This is a genomic window from Paracoccus versutus, from assembly GCF_000763885.1.
Classification (GTDB): Bacteria; Pseudomonadota; Alphaproteobacteria; order Rhodobacterales; family Rhodobacteraceae; genus Paracoccus; species Paracoccus versutus.
Window position 1 is genome coordinate 1 of sequence record NZ_JRKO01000083.1, and the last position, 16,819, is coordinate 16,819.

The 16,819-nt window shown below is 65.5% G+C and carries 15 protein-coding genes and 1 pseudogene; 9 read left to right on the forward strand and 7 right to left on the reverse strand.

The features are described 5' to 3' along the window. Together IT40_RS29785 and glf are read left to right on the forward strand one after the other, a co-directional pair. The coding region (locus IT40_RS29785) for a hypothetical protein (protein ID WP_208855413.1) at positions 1-214 on the forward strand (214 nt) is incomplete at its 5' end. A gap of 301 nt (positions 215-515) precedes the next feature. Then, the gene (glf, locus tag IT40_RS23995) at positions 516-1,661 is read left to right on the forward strand and encodes a UDP-galactopyranose mutase (protein ID WP_036760429.1); all 1,146 of its coding nucleotides are present in this window, start codon (positions 516-518) and stop codon (positions 1,659-1,661) included. Between the two features lie 41 nt (positions 1,662-1,702). Here the strand turns inward: glf and IT40_RS28060 are convergent, their stop codons facing one another. The 4 genes from IT40_RS28060 to IT40_RS24005 form a co-directional block, all read right to left on the reverse strand. Beyond that, positions 1,703-3,001 carry a polysaccharide pyruvyl transferase family protein gene (locus IT40_RS28060; protein ID WP_166436139.1) on the reverse strand — a complete coding sequence of 433 codons (1,299 nt, stop codon included), beginning with the start codon at positions 2,999-3,001 and terminating at the stop codon, positions 1,703-1,705. A 205-nt stretch (positions 3,002-3,206) separates the two neighbouring features. Further along, positions 3,207-4,028, reverse strand: a complete 822-nt coding sequence (locus tag IT40_RS28065; protein WP_072461792.1) for a sulfotransferase family 2 domain-containing protein — start codon at positions 4,026-4,028, stop codon at positions 3,207-3,209. A gap of 62 nt (positions 4,029-4,090) precedes the next feature. Next, positions 4,091-4,990, reverse strand: a complete 900-nt coding sequence (locus IT40_RS24000) for a glycosyltransferase family 2 protein (protein ID WP_052096267.1) — start codon at positions 4,988-4,990, stop codon at positions 4,091-4,093. Between the two features lie 8 nt (positions 4,991-4,998). After that, the gene (locus IT40_RS24005; protein WP_036760442.1) at positions 4,999-6,618 is read right to left on the reverse strand and encodes a glycosyltransferase; all 1,620 of its coding nucleotides are present in this window, start codon (positions 6,616-6,618) and stop codon (positions 4,999-5,001) included. Between the two features lie 284 nt (positions 6,619-6,902). On the opposite strand from IT40_RS24005, the gene IT40_RS24010 reads away from it, so the two are divergent. The 7 genes and pseudogenes from IT40_RS24010 to IT40_RS30315 all read left to right on the forward strand — a co-directional run. Further along, complete coding sequence (locus IT40_RS24010) at positions 6,903-7,973, forward strand: HlyD family secretion protein (protein ID WP_036760444.1); 1,071 nt, start codon at positions 6,903-6,905, stop codon at positions 7,971-7,973. Next, on the forward strand, positions 7,970-10,699 hold the full coding sequence (rbbA, locus tag IT40_RS24015; RefSeq protein ID WP_036760448.1) for a ribosome-associated ATPase/putative transporter RbbA: 2,730 nt from the start codon (positions 7,970-7,972) through the stop codon (positions 10,697-10,699). Before IT40_RS24010 ends, rbbA begins: the two co-directional genes overlap by 4 nt. Continuing rightward, positions 10,696-11,808 carry an ABC transporter permease gene (locus IT40_RS24020; RefSeq protein WP_036760451.1) on the forward strand — a complete coding sequence of 371 codons (1,113 nt, stop codon included), beginning with the start codon at positions 10,696-10,698 and terminating at the stop codon, positions 11,806-11,808. Before rbbA ends, IT40_RS24020 begins: the two co-directional genes overlap by 4 nt. 315 nt (positions 11,809-12,123) lie before the next feature. Continuing rightward, positions 12,124-12,864: an energy-coupling factor ABC transporter ATP-binding protein gene (locus IT40_RS24025; protein WP_036760461.1), complete on the forward strand. Its 741-nt coding sequence runs from the start codon at positions 12,124-12,126 to the stop codon at positions 12,862-12,864. After that, a complete protein-coding gene (locus IT40_RS24030; RefSeq protein WP_036760452.1) occupies positions 12,839-13,456 on the forward strand; it encodes an energy-coupling factor transporter transmembrane component T family protein in 618 nt (205 codons plus the stop codon). Before IT40_RS24025 ends, IT40_RS24030 begins: the two co-directional genes overlap by 26 nt. A 3-nt stretch (positions 13,457-13,459) precedes the next feature. Then, positions 13,460-14,035, forward strand: a complete 576-nt coding sequence (locus IT40_RS24035; RefSeq protein WP_036760453.1) for a biotin transporter BioY — start codon at positions 13,460-13,462, stop codon at positions 14,033-14,035. 85 nt (positions 14,036-14,120) lie between these two features. Then, positions 14,121-14,222 (forward strand): annotated as a pseudogene (locus IT40_RS30315) (aldehyde dehydrogenase family protein); the annotation flags it as partial. Between the two features lie 185 nt (positions 14,223-14,407). On the opposite strand, the gene napH reads toward IT40_RS30315, so the two are convergent. The 3 genes from napH to IT40_RS24050 all read right to left on the reverse strand — a co-directional run. Beyond that, complete coding sequence (gene napH, locus IT40_RS24040; RefSeq protein WP_036760454.1) at positions 14,408-15,283, reverse strand: quinol dehydrogenase ferredoxin subunit NapH; 876 nt, start codon at positions 15,281-15,283, stop codon at positions 14,408-14,410. Beyond that, a complete protein-coding gene (napG, locus tag IT40_RS24045; protein WP_036760456.1) occupies positions 15,280-15,942 on the reverse strand; it encodes a ferredoxin-type protein NapG in 663 nt (220 codons plus the stop codon). The genes napH and napG overlap by 4 nt, the downstream gene beginning before the upstream one ends. A 30-nt stretch (positions 15,943-15,972) precedes the next feature. Next, a partial coding sequence (locus IT40_RS24050; RefSeq protein WP_036760459.1) for a cytochrome-c peroxidase occupies positions 15,973-16,819 on the reverse strand: 847 nt, incomplete at its 5' end.

The following is a 16,819-nucleotide window of genomic DNA, read 5'->3' on the forward strand; positions in this document are numbered from 1 at the left end:
CTTCGGCATAGTCTTCGGGCGCCACGAGAATGGAGGCAAATTGTTTGGACATGGGAATGGCGATCACAGTGGGATGAGGAGGGGGGAGGCGGCAAAAGGCCAACTTAGTAAACTAAACTCATCGGTTTTTGCGACATTTGAGCCCGGATGGCAACCGGGCACGAACTATCGCCAGGGCGGTATGCTTTCCGGTTGTATTAAGGCCGCTTTGTGACGGGCTTGCAAAGCGTTTTGCCATCTTGCTGCGCCGCCGGGGCAGGCAAAGCGCAAAGAACCGCTCATTCGGGCGGCGGGCTGCCGCCGGATTGGCCTGCGCCCGGCCCGCCCATCGCGCTTCCCCCGGCGAATCACCGCCGGCAGGCATGTTTGCGCCGGCTTTTGCCCTCGCCCCGACACATGCTATAGACCTCGGGCGGCGTTGCTGACATGAGCCGTGGCGCGTGGCGATCTGCCGCGCAGCCCAGAGACGGGCCGGTCCCTCCGCAGCCGCGGCGGGGCAACGGGGATGAGGGAAGATGAAGATACTGCTTGTGGGCGCAGGACTGTCGGGCGCGGTGATCGGACGCCAGCTGGCCGAAGCCGGCCATGACTGCCGCATCATCGACAGCCGCCCGCATATCGGCGGCAATTGCCATACCGAGCGCGACCCCGAGACCGGCGTCCTGCTGCACCTTTACGGCCCACATATCTTCCATACCGACGACGAGGGGGTCTGGGACTATGTCAACCGCTTCGCCGAATTCGTGCCGTTCCAGAACCGGGTCAAGACCACCTCGCAGGGCGCGGTCTATTCGCTGCCGGTGAACCTGCACACGATCAACCAGTTCTTCGGCAAGACCCTGCGGCCGGACGAGGCGCGCGCCTTCATCGAAAGCCGCGCCGACCGCTCGATCGCCGAGCCGCAAAGCTTCGAGGAACAGGCGCTGCGCTTCGTCGGCCCCGAACTCTACGAGGCGTTCTTCAAGGGCTATACCGAAAAGCAATGGGGCTGCTCGCCGCGCGAATTGCCGGCCTCGATCCTCAAGCGCCTGCCGCTGCGCTTCAACTATGACGACAATTACTTCTTCCACCGGTTCCAGGGCATGCCGCGCGCCGGCTATACGGCGATGGTGGCGGCGATCCTGGACCATCCGCGCATCTCGGTCGAGCTGGAGACCCCCTATCGCCCCGAGATGGCGGCCCAGGCCGATCACCTGTTCTGGTCGGGGCCGCTGGACGGTTTCTTCGACTACAGCCTGGGCCGGCTGGGCTATCGCACCCTGGATTTCGAGCGTTTCACCTATCAGGGCGATTACCAGGGCTGCGCGGTGATGAACTATGGCGACCGCGATGTGCCCTGGACGCGCATCACCGAGCACAAGCATTTCTCGCCTTGGGAAAGCCACGAGGGCAGCACCTGCTATCGCGAATATTCGCGCGCCGCCGGTCCGGGCGACATCCCCTATTACCCGATCCGCCTGGTCGAGGAGAAATCGCTTCTGGCGCAATATGTCGAACTGGCGCAGGCGCAAAAGGCCGTCACCTTCGTTGGCCGCCTGGGCACCTATCGCTATCTCGACATGGACGTAACCATCCGCGAGGCGCTGGATACGGCGGGGGTGTTTCTGGGGGCGGAAAAGGCCGGAGAGGCAATACCGGCCTTTGTGATGCCGCCACTTTAGGAAGTTGCAACCGCCTTCACGCTTTACGATGGGTCAAGGCTCTACCTTCCAATGATACCCCGCAGACGATTCACAAGATCGGATTTAAGGCCCGCCAGATTTTCTCCACCCGGAGAATCCTCTTTCCCTTTCACCCATCCGGGCGCGTCCGCCAAGGCGTTCTCGGCAACCGCTTTCGTTTCGTCATAAGATCGGAATCTTTCCGGCAATGGCCTCACTTTCAAACCATGCTCAGCAAACAGGGCTCGGAATCGATTATAGAGAGAAACATATCTCTCTTTCAGCTTAGCCTCCGCATCATCGCTCAAATATGTTTCCATTGCGCGACACAGCCCAAGATGAGTGAATTCCGCAGTGGATAGCGCAGGAAGGTTAAAGAAGCGCGTCAACTCGGAGACACGATTATCGTGGCAGAGGAACATAGCAGGCTTGCAAGCCTGCAACGCAACCACACCGCCGTGGAACCGGTCCCCGACAAAGACATCATGGGCCATTGCGGCTTGGCGCCAACTGCCAGTTTCCGTGAAATAATGATATCGGTCGAAAGGAACGTCCACAATACCAAGCGTTTTTAACCATTCTTCGACAAGATCCCTGCTGACCTCACAGCGACCCTCGTGGAAAGCGCCTTTCCGGTTCTGAAATTCTGGAAGTCCAAAAATTTCGTCCTGAAATACATAGGACGCCCTCAACCCCTTGAATGCTTTGATAAGCTCATCCCCGCGCAAATGGAGACCCTTGTCCATTTGCTTCAAATAACCTGCGGTAAGAATTTTTGCGCCCGAAGCTCTATTGCGAGCCGCAGCATAATTCATTCCCAAAATGGATTCTGGATAAACATACAGGCTAGGACAGCCGATTATTTTCGCGTTGTTGAACCCATGCTTCTTCAGCCATTTTGCGGTTTCCTGACCGCGAACTGCAAAAATATCCGCACGGCTGTTGAAAAAGTCTATCAGCTGAAGATTGCTCGGAATCATCTTCTCAGGATGTGGATTGCCCTGTATCCCGGCCCCCAAGACAATTATCTTGACTCGACCATCAAGCGCCTTCAAGGAAGTCAATAGCGCCTTCCCATCATGATCGTTCCTGATGAAGTTGGCCATGGATATTATGACAAGATCAAAATTCTCTTCGATCTTGTCTGCAAATGCATCCCCTAGGACACGCTGCAAGGTCGATATATTTCCGTAAACAGACCTTGCCACATCATGTTCAAACAGCTTTGCTGGCGCCTCGGCATGAATCATATTACCGCGGTTTCCGGTTAGCAGATGGTTCTGCTTCAGCTCGGAAAATGTTCTGATCGCCGGAAACTGCGTTCCCAGCACAAGCTGCATATCAACCTTAGGCCTACTTATAGCCAGCCCTGGGCCGTGAAACAAAATCCGCATTGATTCCCCGCTATGCTTCAGAATGGCAAGTGCATTACTATCTCCGCCATCCACTACCAAACATTAAAGCGCCGAATTTATAGAGTCGCTACTGGAGCAAATCGCGCCCCTATTTACCCTGTGCCACACACGCCCACCAGCTCGATCAGAATCAGGACTGATACATCCTTGAAATCAATGAGTGCAGGCGTTTATCGTTAAAGCTGCGGTTTTCGATTTTTTTTACAAGCTCAGAATCAAGGGTTTTCTCGCCCCGCTCCATACCGACATTTTCACGATACTCGCGCAATTTTGGCAAGCCATGTGATCTTCCCAGATGGGAAAGCGACGCTGAAAGATGCTCCGTAACCCCCAAAAAAGTATAATGGCGGATCAGCTTTTCCAAGGCGTTTTCAAACGAACCAATCAAACCAAGAGCCTGAGTTATCTGGACATCCGTCGGAAGCTCGCTGATATAGCTTTCAAGAGAGGGGAACCGTTTGCGGAATTGTTCGTTCGCCGGATGTGCGCTTGAGCAATTGTAGTTATAGTTTGAAATGGTCCGATCTACAGGACTGCGGAGTATAGTTCCGCATTTCATGGGCATTTCATGATTGCGGAACAGTTGCATTTCCGGCCAGCCGAAGTGCCCCATGATGACGTGACGCCGATCTCGACAGGTTTGCTGATAGATAGCGCTGCGAGCGGCCTGACGGAACGATTGCGGAATATTGTTCCACTCCACGCCATGGAAATGATCAAACGCTTCACGCAGACTCCGGCCGACAGAGACGCCCGCAGTCTTGGGAATGTGAATGAAAAGCATCACCTCGGCGGTCGCTCGATACTCATCGGAAGCAACTCTCGACGGAGCGAACCTGTCGAGGAAGTTCGACATCAGAGTTTCGGATACCCTGAACTCCTTTGCCAGTTGCTTTGGGTCCAAATTCGGATTGGTCACATGTGCCTCATTCGACTTTGCTTCATTGATCATCGGATCACTCCGAGAATTTCCCTGGTCTGTCGTGGTATAGGCTTGGCTACCCCATGCCTATATCACACCGATACCACCTTCGGCCGGAAGGTCATTCCCCGTGCAATCGCCTGGAAAATCTTCTGCCGCAGCTTCCAGGGCACATTACCGCCCTTCATCTGCAAATGCACGCCATAGGCATAGGCCAGGACGCCCATCAGGCCCGCCTCGCGCCGGCGCCAGGAGGCCTCGTTGCGGGCGCCGTATTTGAACTTCCACAGGCTCTTTTCGTCCACGAGGGCGAAATTCACCCCGCGGTTGTCGGGCGTGTCGTGGATCACCCGGCTTTCGGGACAGAAGATGCCCGGATAGGAACGCGACAGCCGCCGGGTATATTCCGCATCGTCGAACCAGATGAAGTAATCCGCGATCGGCAGCCCATGCTTTTCCACCGCCCAGCGCGGGATCAGGATCGACACGAAAGAGGCGGAATCGACCAGCGCCCAGGCCGCCTCGGGATGCAGGAAACGCGGCCAGTCCCAGACCGGGCGCGGCGTGTTCATCTCGCACAGGGTGCCGTCTATCCATTCCACCCGCGAACAGGCAAAGCTGGGACGCCATTCATGCCGCGCCTCGAAGGCGGTGATGGCATCGACCAGCCGCTCGATCGCGTCCGGCAGCGGATAGGCATCGTCGTCCGAAACCCAGAAATAATGCGCCCCCAGCCCATAGGCGACCTTGAGCCCCTCGTGAAAGCCGCCGGCGCCGCCGATGTTTTGCGGCAGGCGCAGATAGCGGATGCTCAGGTCGTCCCGCGCGCGCGCCTCGACCAGGGCCTGGGTGTCGTCGGTCGAGGCGTTGTCCACCACCAGGATGACATCGGGCCGCCGCGTCTGGCCGTCCAGCGCATCCAGCACCTTCATCAGCTTGGCCGAACGGTTGAACGTCACGATCACCGCGGCGGTCTTGCTCAATGCGCTCATCTGGTAGGCTACTCCTGAAGGCCCGCCGCGGCCTGTTGGTAAAGGGGCATCAGGATTTCCTCGGCGGTGGGGTCGCGCGTCAGGTCGGTCCAGGACCGGACCAGCGCCTCGCGCTGCCGGGACAGGAAGGCGGCGTCGCGCCACAGCCGGTCCACCGCCGCGACGATGCCCTTCACGCAGGCCTGCGGCTCCAGCGGCACCAGCAGATCCGGGGGCACGATCTCGGCCTGCGAGCCGACGTCGGTCGAGATGGGGATGCAGCCCTGCTCCACCGCCTCATAGCAGACCAGCGCCAGCCCCTCGTTGTTCGAGGGCAAGAGCAGGATGTCCGATTGCCGCAGGATCTCGGGCACCGGCGCATTGGCGGGCAGCAGCGCGACGCGATCCGCAAGCCCGTATCGGCGCAGCAATCCGCGGACCGTGTCCAGGAACGGCCCCTCGCCGACGATCTTGCCGGTCAGCTCGACATCGTTGCGCCTGGCCCAGGCGGACAGCGCGCGGAACGCCTCGGCCACCACGACCGGGCGCTTCTGGTAATAGAGCCGGCCCACGAAGGCCACCTGCAGGCGCTTCTTGCCCGGCTGCATGTTCAGCTCGGGCAGGCCCTTCGGATGCTCGGCCCGATCCAGCATCCGGCCCAGCCGGACCTTGCCGATGACATGGAAATGCTCGCGATAGTAATCCACCAGCTCCTTGCTGATCACATGGTGGATGTCGATGAAGTTCGACCAGACGCCCGAGCTGCGCGGAAAGCCGCCATCGGCATATTCCACGATATGCGTGCTGTCGATCACCTGGACCCAGGGCAGGTTGGCGCGGATCTGCGGCAGCGATTCGTAGAGCGGCCGGCAATGATGGATATGGATCAGCCGGATGTTCTCGGCCAGGGCCAGCTGTTCGACGTAGCGCGGCCACAGGTCGGGGGGCAGGTAGCGGTCGAGGCGCAGGAAGGTGACGTCCGCGCTGTCGGGCAGCTTCCCGGCCAGGCGCTGGATCGAGGGCACGCCGGCCGCGACAAAGACCCGCAGCCCCGCCTGCTGCGCCCAGCGGATGGTGTCGAAGCCCAGCTTCTCGGCGCCGCCGACCTCGAGCCAATGCATGCCGATCAGGATCGCCGGGCGCTTGTCGCTTTCCGGCGGCCGCGGCGGGGCAAGCAGGGACGACCCGTCCCCCCGCAAGAGCGAGACGCGCGGATGGCGCTTGACCGAGCGGCGCTTGCGCAGCATTTCCGCCTGGTAGCGGATCCTTTCATAGACGAGCGGCGCGAGCCGATGCACCGCCCGCAGCCGCCTGATCGGTGCCCATGGCGCGTCCATCTGCTTGATCTCGCCGGGCAGCGGCTTGCGGGGGATGGACAGCCGGATCGTCACGCCGGGCGCGCCGGGATGGGCGCCGGGGCGCTCGAACTGGCCCAGGAACTGCGCGTTCATGTGCTGCGGCTGGAAGGTAAAGGGGCCTTCGGTGACGCTGGGCTCGCCCCAGACCGGGTCCTTGCCCTCGTAGAGGATGAAATTCAGCCTCTGCGTGGGATAAAGACGGGAATAGATGGAAACGATCTCGGATATCTCGCGCTGGATATGCTCGGCTATATCCTCGCCGACAGGGGCGAGTGCGGTCGTGCTGGTCATGCTGCTGCGCGTCTCATCTGCCTGTGCTCCTTGAGCTTGCGGTGTAATCGAGAACGGCAACAAGGGAAAGCCACTAGCGGGCCCGGCGGCCGTTCTGCGCGCAGTGCGCAGATTGTCGCCACAGCCGCCCGGCAAAAGGCCCGTTCACCCCGTGGTTGCGTGTGACCCGACGACGCAAGGCGTTTTCATCAAGGAAACCGAAGGCCATGGCGGCTATGGTGGCCTCGCGCGGTGATTCGCGCCGCGGGCCTTGGCCCGGCGTCTTCTGATCGCGGAGGTCATGCATGGCGGGCAAGGCAAGATCCTGGTGGGGCGGCGCGGCAGGCGTCGCGGTTCTGGTCATCGTGGGCTGGCTGGCCTGGCAGAACAGGGCGCAGGACGGGCAGCTTGCCGGCATCGCCTCGGGCAATGGCCGGATCGAGGCGACCGAGATCGACATCTCGGCCCTGTCCGCCGGGCGCATCGCCCGCATCCAGGCGGCCGAGGGCCAGTTCGTGCGCAAGGGCGAGGTGCTGGTGCAGATGGACACCCTGCAGCTCGATGCCCAGAAACGCCAGGCCGAGGCGCAGCTGCGCCGCGCCCGCATCGGGGTCGAGACCGCGCAAAGCCTGGTGACGCAGGCCGAGGCGCAGCACAAGGCCGCCGGCGCCGCGGTCGAGCAGGCGCAGGCCGCGGCCGATGCGGCGGCGGCGCGGCTGGCGCGCACCGAAAGCCTGGCGCGCAGCAACGTCGCCTCGCAGCAGGCGCTGGACGACGTGCGCGCCTCGGGGCGCGAGACGCAGGCGGCGCTGGCCTCGGCCGAGGCGAACCTGGCCGCGGCCGAGGCGGGGATCGGCGCTGCCCGCGCCCAGGTGGTCGATGCCGAGGCGGCGGTGGACGCGGCCCAGGCCGCGATCGAAGCCATCGAGGTGCAGATCGGCGACGCCACGCTGGCATCGCCGCGCGACGGCCGGGTGCAATACCGCATCGCGCAAGAGGGCGAGATCGTCGCGGCGGGCGGGCGCATCCTGAACCTGGTCGATCTGGAAGATGTCTACATGACCTTCTTCCTGCCCACCTCGCAGGCCGGCCGGGTCGAGGTCGGGGCCGAGGCGCGGCTGGTCATGGACGCCGTCCCGCAATACGTCATCCCGGCGCGGATTTCCTATGTCGCGGATGTGGCGCAGTTCACGCCCAAGACCGTCGAGACCGCCGAGGAACGCGAAAAGCTGATGTTCCGCGTCCGCGCCCAGGTCGATCCCGAATTGCTGCGCAAATACAGCAATTACGTCAAGACCGGCCTGCCCGGCATGGCCCATGTCCGCATCGACTCCCAGGCCGGCTGGCCCGACACCCTGTCCAACCTGGTCGAATGACCGCGCAGCCCGACATCCCGCCCGTGGCCGAGGTCGCCGGCGTCTCGCTGCGCTATCGCAGCGCGGTGGCGCTCGAGGAGGTGTCGCTGGCGATCCCCGCCGGGCGCATGGTCGGGCTGATCGGGCCCGACGGCGTCGGCAAGTCCAGCCTGCTGTCGCTGATCGCCGGGGCGCGGGTGATCCAGCAGGGCAAGGTCCGCGTGCTTGGCGGCGACATGGGCAACGCGCACCAGCGCGCCCGCCTGTGCCCGCGCATCGCCTATATGCCGCAGGGGCTGGGCCGGAACCTTTATCCCACGCTGTCGGTGGCCGAGAACCTGGATTTCTTCGGCCGGCTTTTCGGCCATGGCGCGACCGAGCGCGCGCGCCGCATCGACACGCTGCTGGCCGCGACCGGCATGTCGCCGTTCCGCGACCGCCCCGCCGCCAAGCTTTCGGGCGGGATGAAGCAGAAGCTGGGCCTGTGCTGCGCGCTGATCCACGACCCCGACCTGCTGATCCTGGACGAGCCGACCACCGGCGTCGATCCGCTGTCCCGCCGCCAGTTCTGGGAACTGATCGGCCGCATCCGCCGCGACCGCCCCGGCATGAGCGTCATCACCGCCACCGCCTATATGGAGGAAGCCGCCGGTTTCGACTGGCTGGTGGCGATGGACGCGGGCCGGGTGCTGGCCACCGGCAGCCCGGCCGAACTGCTCGACCGCACCGGGGCCGAGGACCTGGACCGCGCCTTCATCGCGCTGTTGCCCGACAGCGAAAGGCGCGGGCACGAGCAGGTCGCGATCCCGCCGCGCAAGGCCCATGACGGCGAGCCCGCCATCGAGGCCCGGCACCTGACCATGCGGTTCGGCGACTTCACCGCCGTCGACAACGTCAGCTTCCGCATCGACAAGGGCGAGATCTTCGGCTTTCTCGGCTCGAACGGCTGCGGCAAGACCACGACGATGAAGATGCTGACCGGCCTCTTGCAGCCCAGCGAGGGCACGGCGCAGCTGTTCGGCGCCGAACTCGACCCCTCGGACATGGCGGTGCGCCGCCGGGTCGGCTTCATGAGCCAGTCCTTCTCGCTCTATTCCGAACTGACGGTGCGGCAGAACCTGGACCTGCACGCACGGCTGTTCGGCCTGGAGGCGGGCAAGGTCGCGGACCGGGTCCGGCAGATGATCGAACGCTTCGGGCTGGCGGGCGTCGCGGACGATTTGCCCGACGCCCTGCCCCTGGGCATCCGCCAGCGCCTGTCTTTGGCCGTGGCGATGATCCACGGCCCCGAGATCCTGATCCTGGACGAGCCGACCTCGGGCGTCGATCCGGTGGCGCGGGACGCCTTCTGGCGGATGCTGGGCGAGCTTTCGCGCCATGACGGGGTGACGATCTTCGTCTCGACCCATTTCATGAACGAGGCCGAGTGGTGCGACCGCATCTCGCTGATGCATGCCGGCCGCGTGCTGGTCAGCGACACGGCCGAGGCGATCAAGCGATCCAAGGGCGCCGCGACCCTGGACGACGCCTTCGTCGCCTATCTGCAAGAGGCGATCGGCGACGAGCCCGCCCCCGAGCCGCTTGCCGATGCGCCCCAGGCCCCGGCGCCGGCCGGCGGCTGGTTCAGCCTGCGGCGGATGCTCAGCTATTCCCGGCTGGAATCGCTGCAACTCCGGCGCGATCCGATCCGGCTGACCCTGGCGCTGCTGGGCAGCCTGATCCTGATGTTCGTCATCGGCTACGGCATCAACATGGATGTCGAGGATCTCAGCTTTGCCGTGCTGGACCGCGACCAGACCGCGACCTCGCGCGATTACGTGCTGGACATCGCCGGCTCGCGCTATTTCACCGAAACCGAGCCGCTTGCGGGCTACGAGGACATGGACGCCCGCATGCGCACCGGCAACCTTGCCCTGGCCATCGAGATCCCGCCCGGCTTTGCCCGCGACGTGGCGCGCGGCGGCGCGGTGCAGGTCGGCGCCTGGATCGACGGCGCCAACCCGACGCGGGCCGAAACCGTGCAGGGCTATGTCCAGGGCATGCATGCCGACTGGATCATGCGCAAGACGCGCGAGGCCCAGGGCGATCAGGCGGTGCAGGGCGCCTTCGATCTGGTGACGCGCTTTCGCTACAATCCCGACGTGAAAAGCATCGTGGCCATGGTGCCGGCGGTGATCCCGCTGCTTCTGCTGCTGATCCCGGCGGTGCTGACCACGCTCAGCGTGGTGCGCGAAAAGGAACTGGGCTCGATCATCAATTTCTACGTCACCCCCGTCACCCGGCTGGAGTTCCTGATCGGCAAGCAATTGCCCTATGTGGCGCTGGCGATGCTGAACTTCGCGCTGATGACAGCTTTCGCGGTCTTCGCCTTCCGCGTGCCCTTCACCGGCAGCCTGGCGGCCTTTTCGCTGGCCGCGCTGCTTTACGTCGCCGCCACAACGGCCATGGGGCTCTTGATCTCGTCCTTCATGCGCAGCCAGGTGGCGGCGCTGTTCGCCACCGTGCTGCTGACCATGATCCCCGGCGCGCAATATTCCGGGCTCCTGGACCCGGTTTCCTCGCTGCAAGGCGTGGGCCGCGCCATCGGCGAGGTCTATCCGACCACGCATTTCATCATCGCCTCGCGCGGGGCGTTCTCGAAGGGGTTGGGCTTCGACGATCTGGGCATGGCCTTCGCCGCGCTGGCGGCGGCAGGCCCGCTGATCCTGGGGCTCAGTGCCCTGCTGCTGAGGAAACAGGCGAAATGAAGCTGCGCAACGTCTGGCACCTGGGCATCAAGGAGTTGCGCGGGCTGTGGCGCGACCCGGCCATGCTGCTCCTGATCGTCTATGCCTTCTCGCTGTCGATCTATACCGAATCCAAGGCGATGCCGGAAAGCCTGTCCAACGCCGCCATCGCCGTGGTGGACGAGGACCGCTCGGCGCTGTCCGAGCGCATCGTCGGCGCCTTCACCCCGCCCTATTTCGGCACGCCGCGGCTGATCACCACGACCGAGATGGACCGCCGCATGGACGAGGGGCTGGACACTTTCGCGCTGGACATCCCGCCCGATTTCCAGCGCGACCTGCTGGCCGGCCGCCACCCGGCGATCCAGCTGAACGTGGACGCCACCCGGATGAGCCAGGCGTTCACCGGCAGCGGCTATGTCCAGCAGATCGTCGGCGCCGAGGTGTCGGAATTCCTTGCCGGCCACCGCGAGGACAGCGTCCTGCCGGTCGAGCTGGCGCTGCGGGCGCGCTACAACCCGGCGCTGGACGCGGGCTGGTTCGGGGCGATCAACAGCGTGATCGACGCCGTGACCATGCTGTCCATCATCCTGACCGGCGCCGCGCTGATCCGCGAAAAGGAACATGGCACGGTCGAGCATCTGCTGGTCATGCCGGTGACGGCGGCCGAGATCATGCTGTCCAAGATCTGGACCATGGGGCTGGTCGTGCTGCTGGCCTCGGGCTTCGCGATCACCGTGGTGGTGCAGATGGCCCTGCAGGTGCCGGTGGCGGGATCGGTGCCGCTGTTCATCGCGGCGGCGGCCTTGATGCTGTTCGCGACCACCTCGATGGGCATCTTCCTGGCCACCGTGGCGGGGTCGATGCCGCAATTCGGCTTGCTCCTGATGCTGGTGCTGTTCCCGCTCCAGGTGCTTTCGGGCGGCATGACCCCGCGCGAAAGCATGCCCGACGTCATCCAGGCGCTGATGTCGCTGGCGCCCAACACGCATTTCGTGATCCTGTCGCAGGGGGTGCTGTTCCGGGGCGCGGGGCTGGGTGTGGTCTGGCCGCAGCTCCTGGCGCTGGCGCTGATCGGCGCGGTGCTGTTCTGGCTGGCGCTGCGCCAGTTCCGCCGCTTCCTGGCCTGACCCCGGACCGAGAGAAGCCGGACCCGAAGGCCCGGCAGTCGATACCACGTCAAACCACCACAACTTGACTGATTAATCAATTAACATACGCCCCGATTCGTTTAAATGCTTTTCTGGCGGATTCCCGCCCTGCCGCCCTGCCCGGCCGCCGAAAATCCTTGGCCGAGGCCCGTGCAGGGCGGCAAGCAGGGCCATTGCTCCACCCTGCCGCGCTGGCCTATTGCTTTCGCGGCAAAGACCGGCACAAGCGGGGCCATCGGGCTTGCACCCGCCTGCACCCCCGCCGGGGAAGGCGGCCAGAAAAGGAGACTGCGCTTGCACAGCTGCGAGACGGCCCCATTCACCATCCGGCTCGACGACCTGGGCTATGAGGTCGCCGGACGCCCGGTGCTGGCCGGCATCACGCTGCAATCCTCGGCCCGGCGCATCGGCGTGGTGGGCCGGAACGGCTCTGGCAAAAGCACCCTGGCACGGCTGCTGGCCGGGCTGATCGCGCCGACCAGCGGCCAGGTCCGCATCGGCGGCCACGACGTGTTCCGCGACCGCCGCGCGGCGCTGGAAACCGTGGGCATCCTGTTCCAGAACCCCGAGCATCAGATCATCTTCCCCCGCGTCGCCGAGGAAATCGCCTTCGGCCTGCGCCAGCAGGGGCTGGACAAGGCGCAGGCCGCCGCGCGGGTCGAGGCGGTGCTGCGCTCCTTCGACAAGCCGCATTGGAAGGACGCGCCGATCTCGGCCCTGTCGCAGGGCCAGAAGCACCTGGTCTGCATGATGGCGGTGCTGGCCATGCGGCCGCAGCTGCTGATCCTGGACGAACCCTATGCCGGGCTCGACATCCCCACCCGGCGGCAGTTGGCCCGCTATCTGCACCGGGCAGGGACGCGGCTGCTGCACATCTCGCACGAGCCCTCCGACCTCGAAACCTGCGACGAGCTGTTCTGGCTGGACCGCGGCCGCATCGTGGCGCAGGGCGCGCCGGCCGCGCTGCTGCCCGATTTCACCGCCGAGATGATCCGGCTGGGAGAGCTTGATGATATCGCTGACCTCGCCGGTTGAGACCCGCGCCCATCGCTGGCCGGCGGGGCTGAAGCTGGGCGGGCTGTGCCTGGCCTCGACCGCGCTGTTCCTGGTCGGCGACATCGCCATCCATGCGGCGGCGCTGGGTGCGGTGCTGGCGCTTTACGCCGCGCCGGGGCCGGTCTTCCTGCGCGCGGGGCTGCGCAGCCTGCGGGTGGTGCTGCCCTTCGTCGCCGTCCTGCTGGGCTGGCACGCGATCGCCGGCGACATGCGCATGGGCCTGCTCGTCACCCTGCGCATGGTCACGCTGGTGGCGCTGGCCAACCTGGTGACGATGACCACGGGGCTCGAGGATCTGGTCGACCTGATCCGCCGCCTGACCGCGCCGCTGCGCCGGCTGGGCCTGCCCACGCAGCTGCTGGAGATCGCCATCCCGCTGGTCATCCGCTTCACCCCGGTCCTGGTCGCCCGCGCCGAGACCCTGGCCGAGGCATGGCGCGCCCGGTCCCGCCGCCGCCCCGGCTGGCGGCTGATCCTGCCGCTGACCCTGCAGGCACTGGACGACGCCGATCATGTCGGCGAAGCTTTGCGCGCGCGAGGCGGCCCCCTTGGACCGCATGGACAGGAGTAGACCATGGAACGCAATATCGCCCAGATCGCCCTTTTCGCCGCGATGATCGCGGCGCTGGGGCTGGTGCCGCAGATCACCCTTGGCTTCGGCGTGCCGATCACGGCGCAGACGCTGGGCGTCATGCTGGCCGGCGCGGTGCTTGGCGCCCGGCGCGGCGCCGCGGCGGCGGCGCTGTTCCTGCTGCTGGTGGCGCTTGGCCTGCCGCTGCTGGCGGGCGGCCGCGGCGGGCTTGGCGCCTTCGTCGCGCCGACGGCGGGCTTCGCGCTCGGCTTTCCGGTCGCGGCCTTCGCCACCGGGCTGTTCGTCGAGCATGTGCGGCTGCGCTCGGCCGGGCTGGCGGCCGGGCTGGGCGCGGTCTTCGGCGGGATCGTGGTCCTTTACGTCTTCGGCGCGACGGGGCTTGCCATCGTGGCAAGGAAAAGCCTGCTCGAGGCCTTCACCCTGGTCGCGGTCTTCATTCCCGGCGATTTGCTGAAGGCGGCGATCACCGGCATGCTGGTGCAGGCGCTGGCACGCCTGCGGCCGCAGACGCTGGCCTGGCACCGCCAGGCGGCCGGGACCGGCGACCTGCGCTTGTAGCCCGCCCCTGCCCGGTCAGGGCGCGGGAAAGGGACACGGCCCTGCTGCGACAGGATGAAAACCCCGCGCCGATTGCTGTTCTACCAACTCGGGCGCCATCTCGAACGAGGTCGCGCCTTTCGGCGGGGTGCAGGCCTCGGGGCTGGGGCGCGAGGGCGCGAAATACGGGCTCGAGGAATATCTGGATCAAATCCCTCAACCTCGGCCCTCTAGCAGGCTGCTGAAAAAGGATTTTGAAAGGGCGACGCAGCGGAAATCGTTCTGGATCCAGCTGATATCGGCCCGAAAATGGGGTGTTTTCGGCAAATTTTAGGCGGATTTCCCGGTTCCCCGCCCGCGCTGTCCTGTCGCAAGGACTTTTTCAGCAGCCTGCTAGGCTTGCCCGCCGCGGCCCGCGGGTCGGTTCCAGCGGGTCGAGACGCGGAACACATCCACCGGGCAGGCGTCGATGCAGCCGCCGCAGTTCTGGCAATCGCCCGACAGGATGACCGGGCTCTCATTGCCCTTCAGCGCGGGGACGATGACATGCGGCTCGGGGCAGATGGTGAAGCAGGCGCCGCAATCGGTGCAGGCATCGCGGTTCGCGGCGGACACCCGGACCACCGCGCCCTTGCCGACCAGGCCGTAGAAGGCCCCGACCGGGCACAGGTGGCTGCACCAGGCGCGGCGCGACACGAACAGGTCCAGCAGGAACACCGCCAGGATGATGGCCCAGCCGAAACCGATGCCGCTGATGAAGGCGCGTTGCAGCAGGCTGACCGGGTTCACGAACTCCCAGGCGATGGTGCCGGTCAGGACGGATGCGACCAGCGTCGAGCCCAGGATCGCCAGCCGCGTGCGCCGGTCCAGCTTGCGGTCGCGGGTCAGGCCGGTCTTTTCGCGCAGCCAATGCGCGGCATCGGTCACGACGTTCACCGGGCACACCCAGCCGCAATAGACCCGGCCGCCGACCACCAGGTAGAACAGCAGCACGATCAGCGCGCCGCCCGCCACCGGCAGCGCCGGAACGCTGCCGCCGAACAGCGATTGCACCACGATATAGGGATCGCCCAGCGTGACGACCCCGCCGATCTCGCTGGCGGCGAAATTGCCGCGCGCGATCCAGATCCCCGCCATCGGCCCCAGCACGAACAGCCCCAGCACCGACAGCTGGCTGATCCGCCGCAAGAGCCACCATTTATGCGCCCGCAGCAGGCCATGGGCCTGCACCCCCAGCCTGCGGCTGTCCGAGATCCACCAGCCGATCATGTCGCCCGCCCCGCCCGGTTGCGCCCCTGCCCACCCAGGCCCAGGTCGCGCGGCAGCACCCGGATCGAGGCATGGCCGGTCACGCAATGCTTCTCGCAGGTGCCGCAGCCGGTGCAATGGTCGGAATGGACGGTGGGGATCATGATGGCGCGGCCGTTCGCCTCGCCCGGCTCGAGCGTGATCGCGTCGCCGCGGATCGGGCAGACGCGGACGCAGATGCTGCAATTCATGCCCTTGTAGTTCAGGCAGTCCTCGTGCCCGACCAGCACGGCCACGCCCATCTCGGCGTCGCGGATGGCGATGGTGCTGTCCAGCGCCCCGGTCGGGCAGGCCCGCGCGCAGGGCACGTCGCGACACATGTAGCAGGGCACCTCGCGCGGGGTGAAGAAGGGCGTGCCGACGGGCGGCTCCTGCCCCCATTCCGCCAGCGACAGCGTGCCGTAGGGACAGGCCTGGACGCACAGCCCGCAGCGCACGCAGGCGGACAGGAAATCGGCCTCGGGCTGGGCGCCGGGCGGGCGCATGGCGCGCGCATCGGCCTTGGCCGTGGACTGGATCAGCGCCGCCAGGGAAAACCCGCCCAGGCAGACCGCTCCGGTCATGCGGGCCGCCTCGGCCAGGGCGGTGCGACGATTCATCTTGCGTTTGCTGGATGCCATCTGCGTCCCCCTCCTTCGGGAGCGTGGTCGTCACCGGGCTGCGACGGCCTCCTGTTCTGCGCGTTTGCGTTCGGCCAGAAGCGGCTCGTATCGGCGGTCGGTCAGGGTCTCGAGGAAAGCCACCAGCGCATCGACGCGCGCGTCGTCCAGCATCAGCCCCGATTGCAATTCGGCCAGCGACAGGTTCTCGGCCACCTCGGGATCGCCCCAGTCCTGGCCGGTCTCGGGGTTGATCCGCGACGCCGGGCGCCGGCTGGTGTATTTGTTATAGAACAGGATGGCGGTGCGCAGGTCCTCGAACACGCCATTATGCATGTAGGGCCCGGTCACGGCCACGTTGCGCAGGGTCGGCACCTTGATGCGGCCCGCCTGCGCCGGATCGTCGATGCCCGGCCGCTGCAGCAGCCCCAGGTCCACATGGTCGGGCCCCAGCCCGTTGATCGCCCGGACGGCATGGTTCACCGGCACGCCGATATTGTGGTATTCGAAGCTGGTGAAGGTCTCGCGCTCGGTGATGCCCTGCTGGCGCAGCTGGTGGCACAGCCGGCAGTTCCAGGTGATGAAGACGGTATGGCCGAACTGCTCCTGCGCGGTCAGCTCGGCCTCGCCGCGCAGGTAGCGGTCATAGCGCGAATCGAAGGGCGCGAACTCCTGGGTCGACTGATAGGCGGCCAGGGCCTCGGCGGCATGGTCGAAGGCGCGTTCGACATCGTCGAGCGCGCCCTTCCCGAACAGCGCCGCGAAGCCCTGCGCATAGTCGGCATTCCCGCGCAGCCGCTCGACCACGGTGGCGCGGTCGGGCATCGCCATCTCGACCGGGTTCAGCATCGGCTGGCCGGCCTGGTCGCGCAGGTTGTCGGCCCGCCCGTCCCAGAAC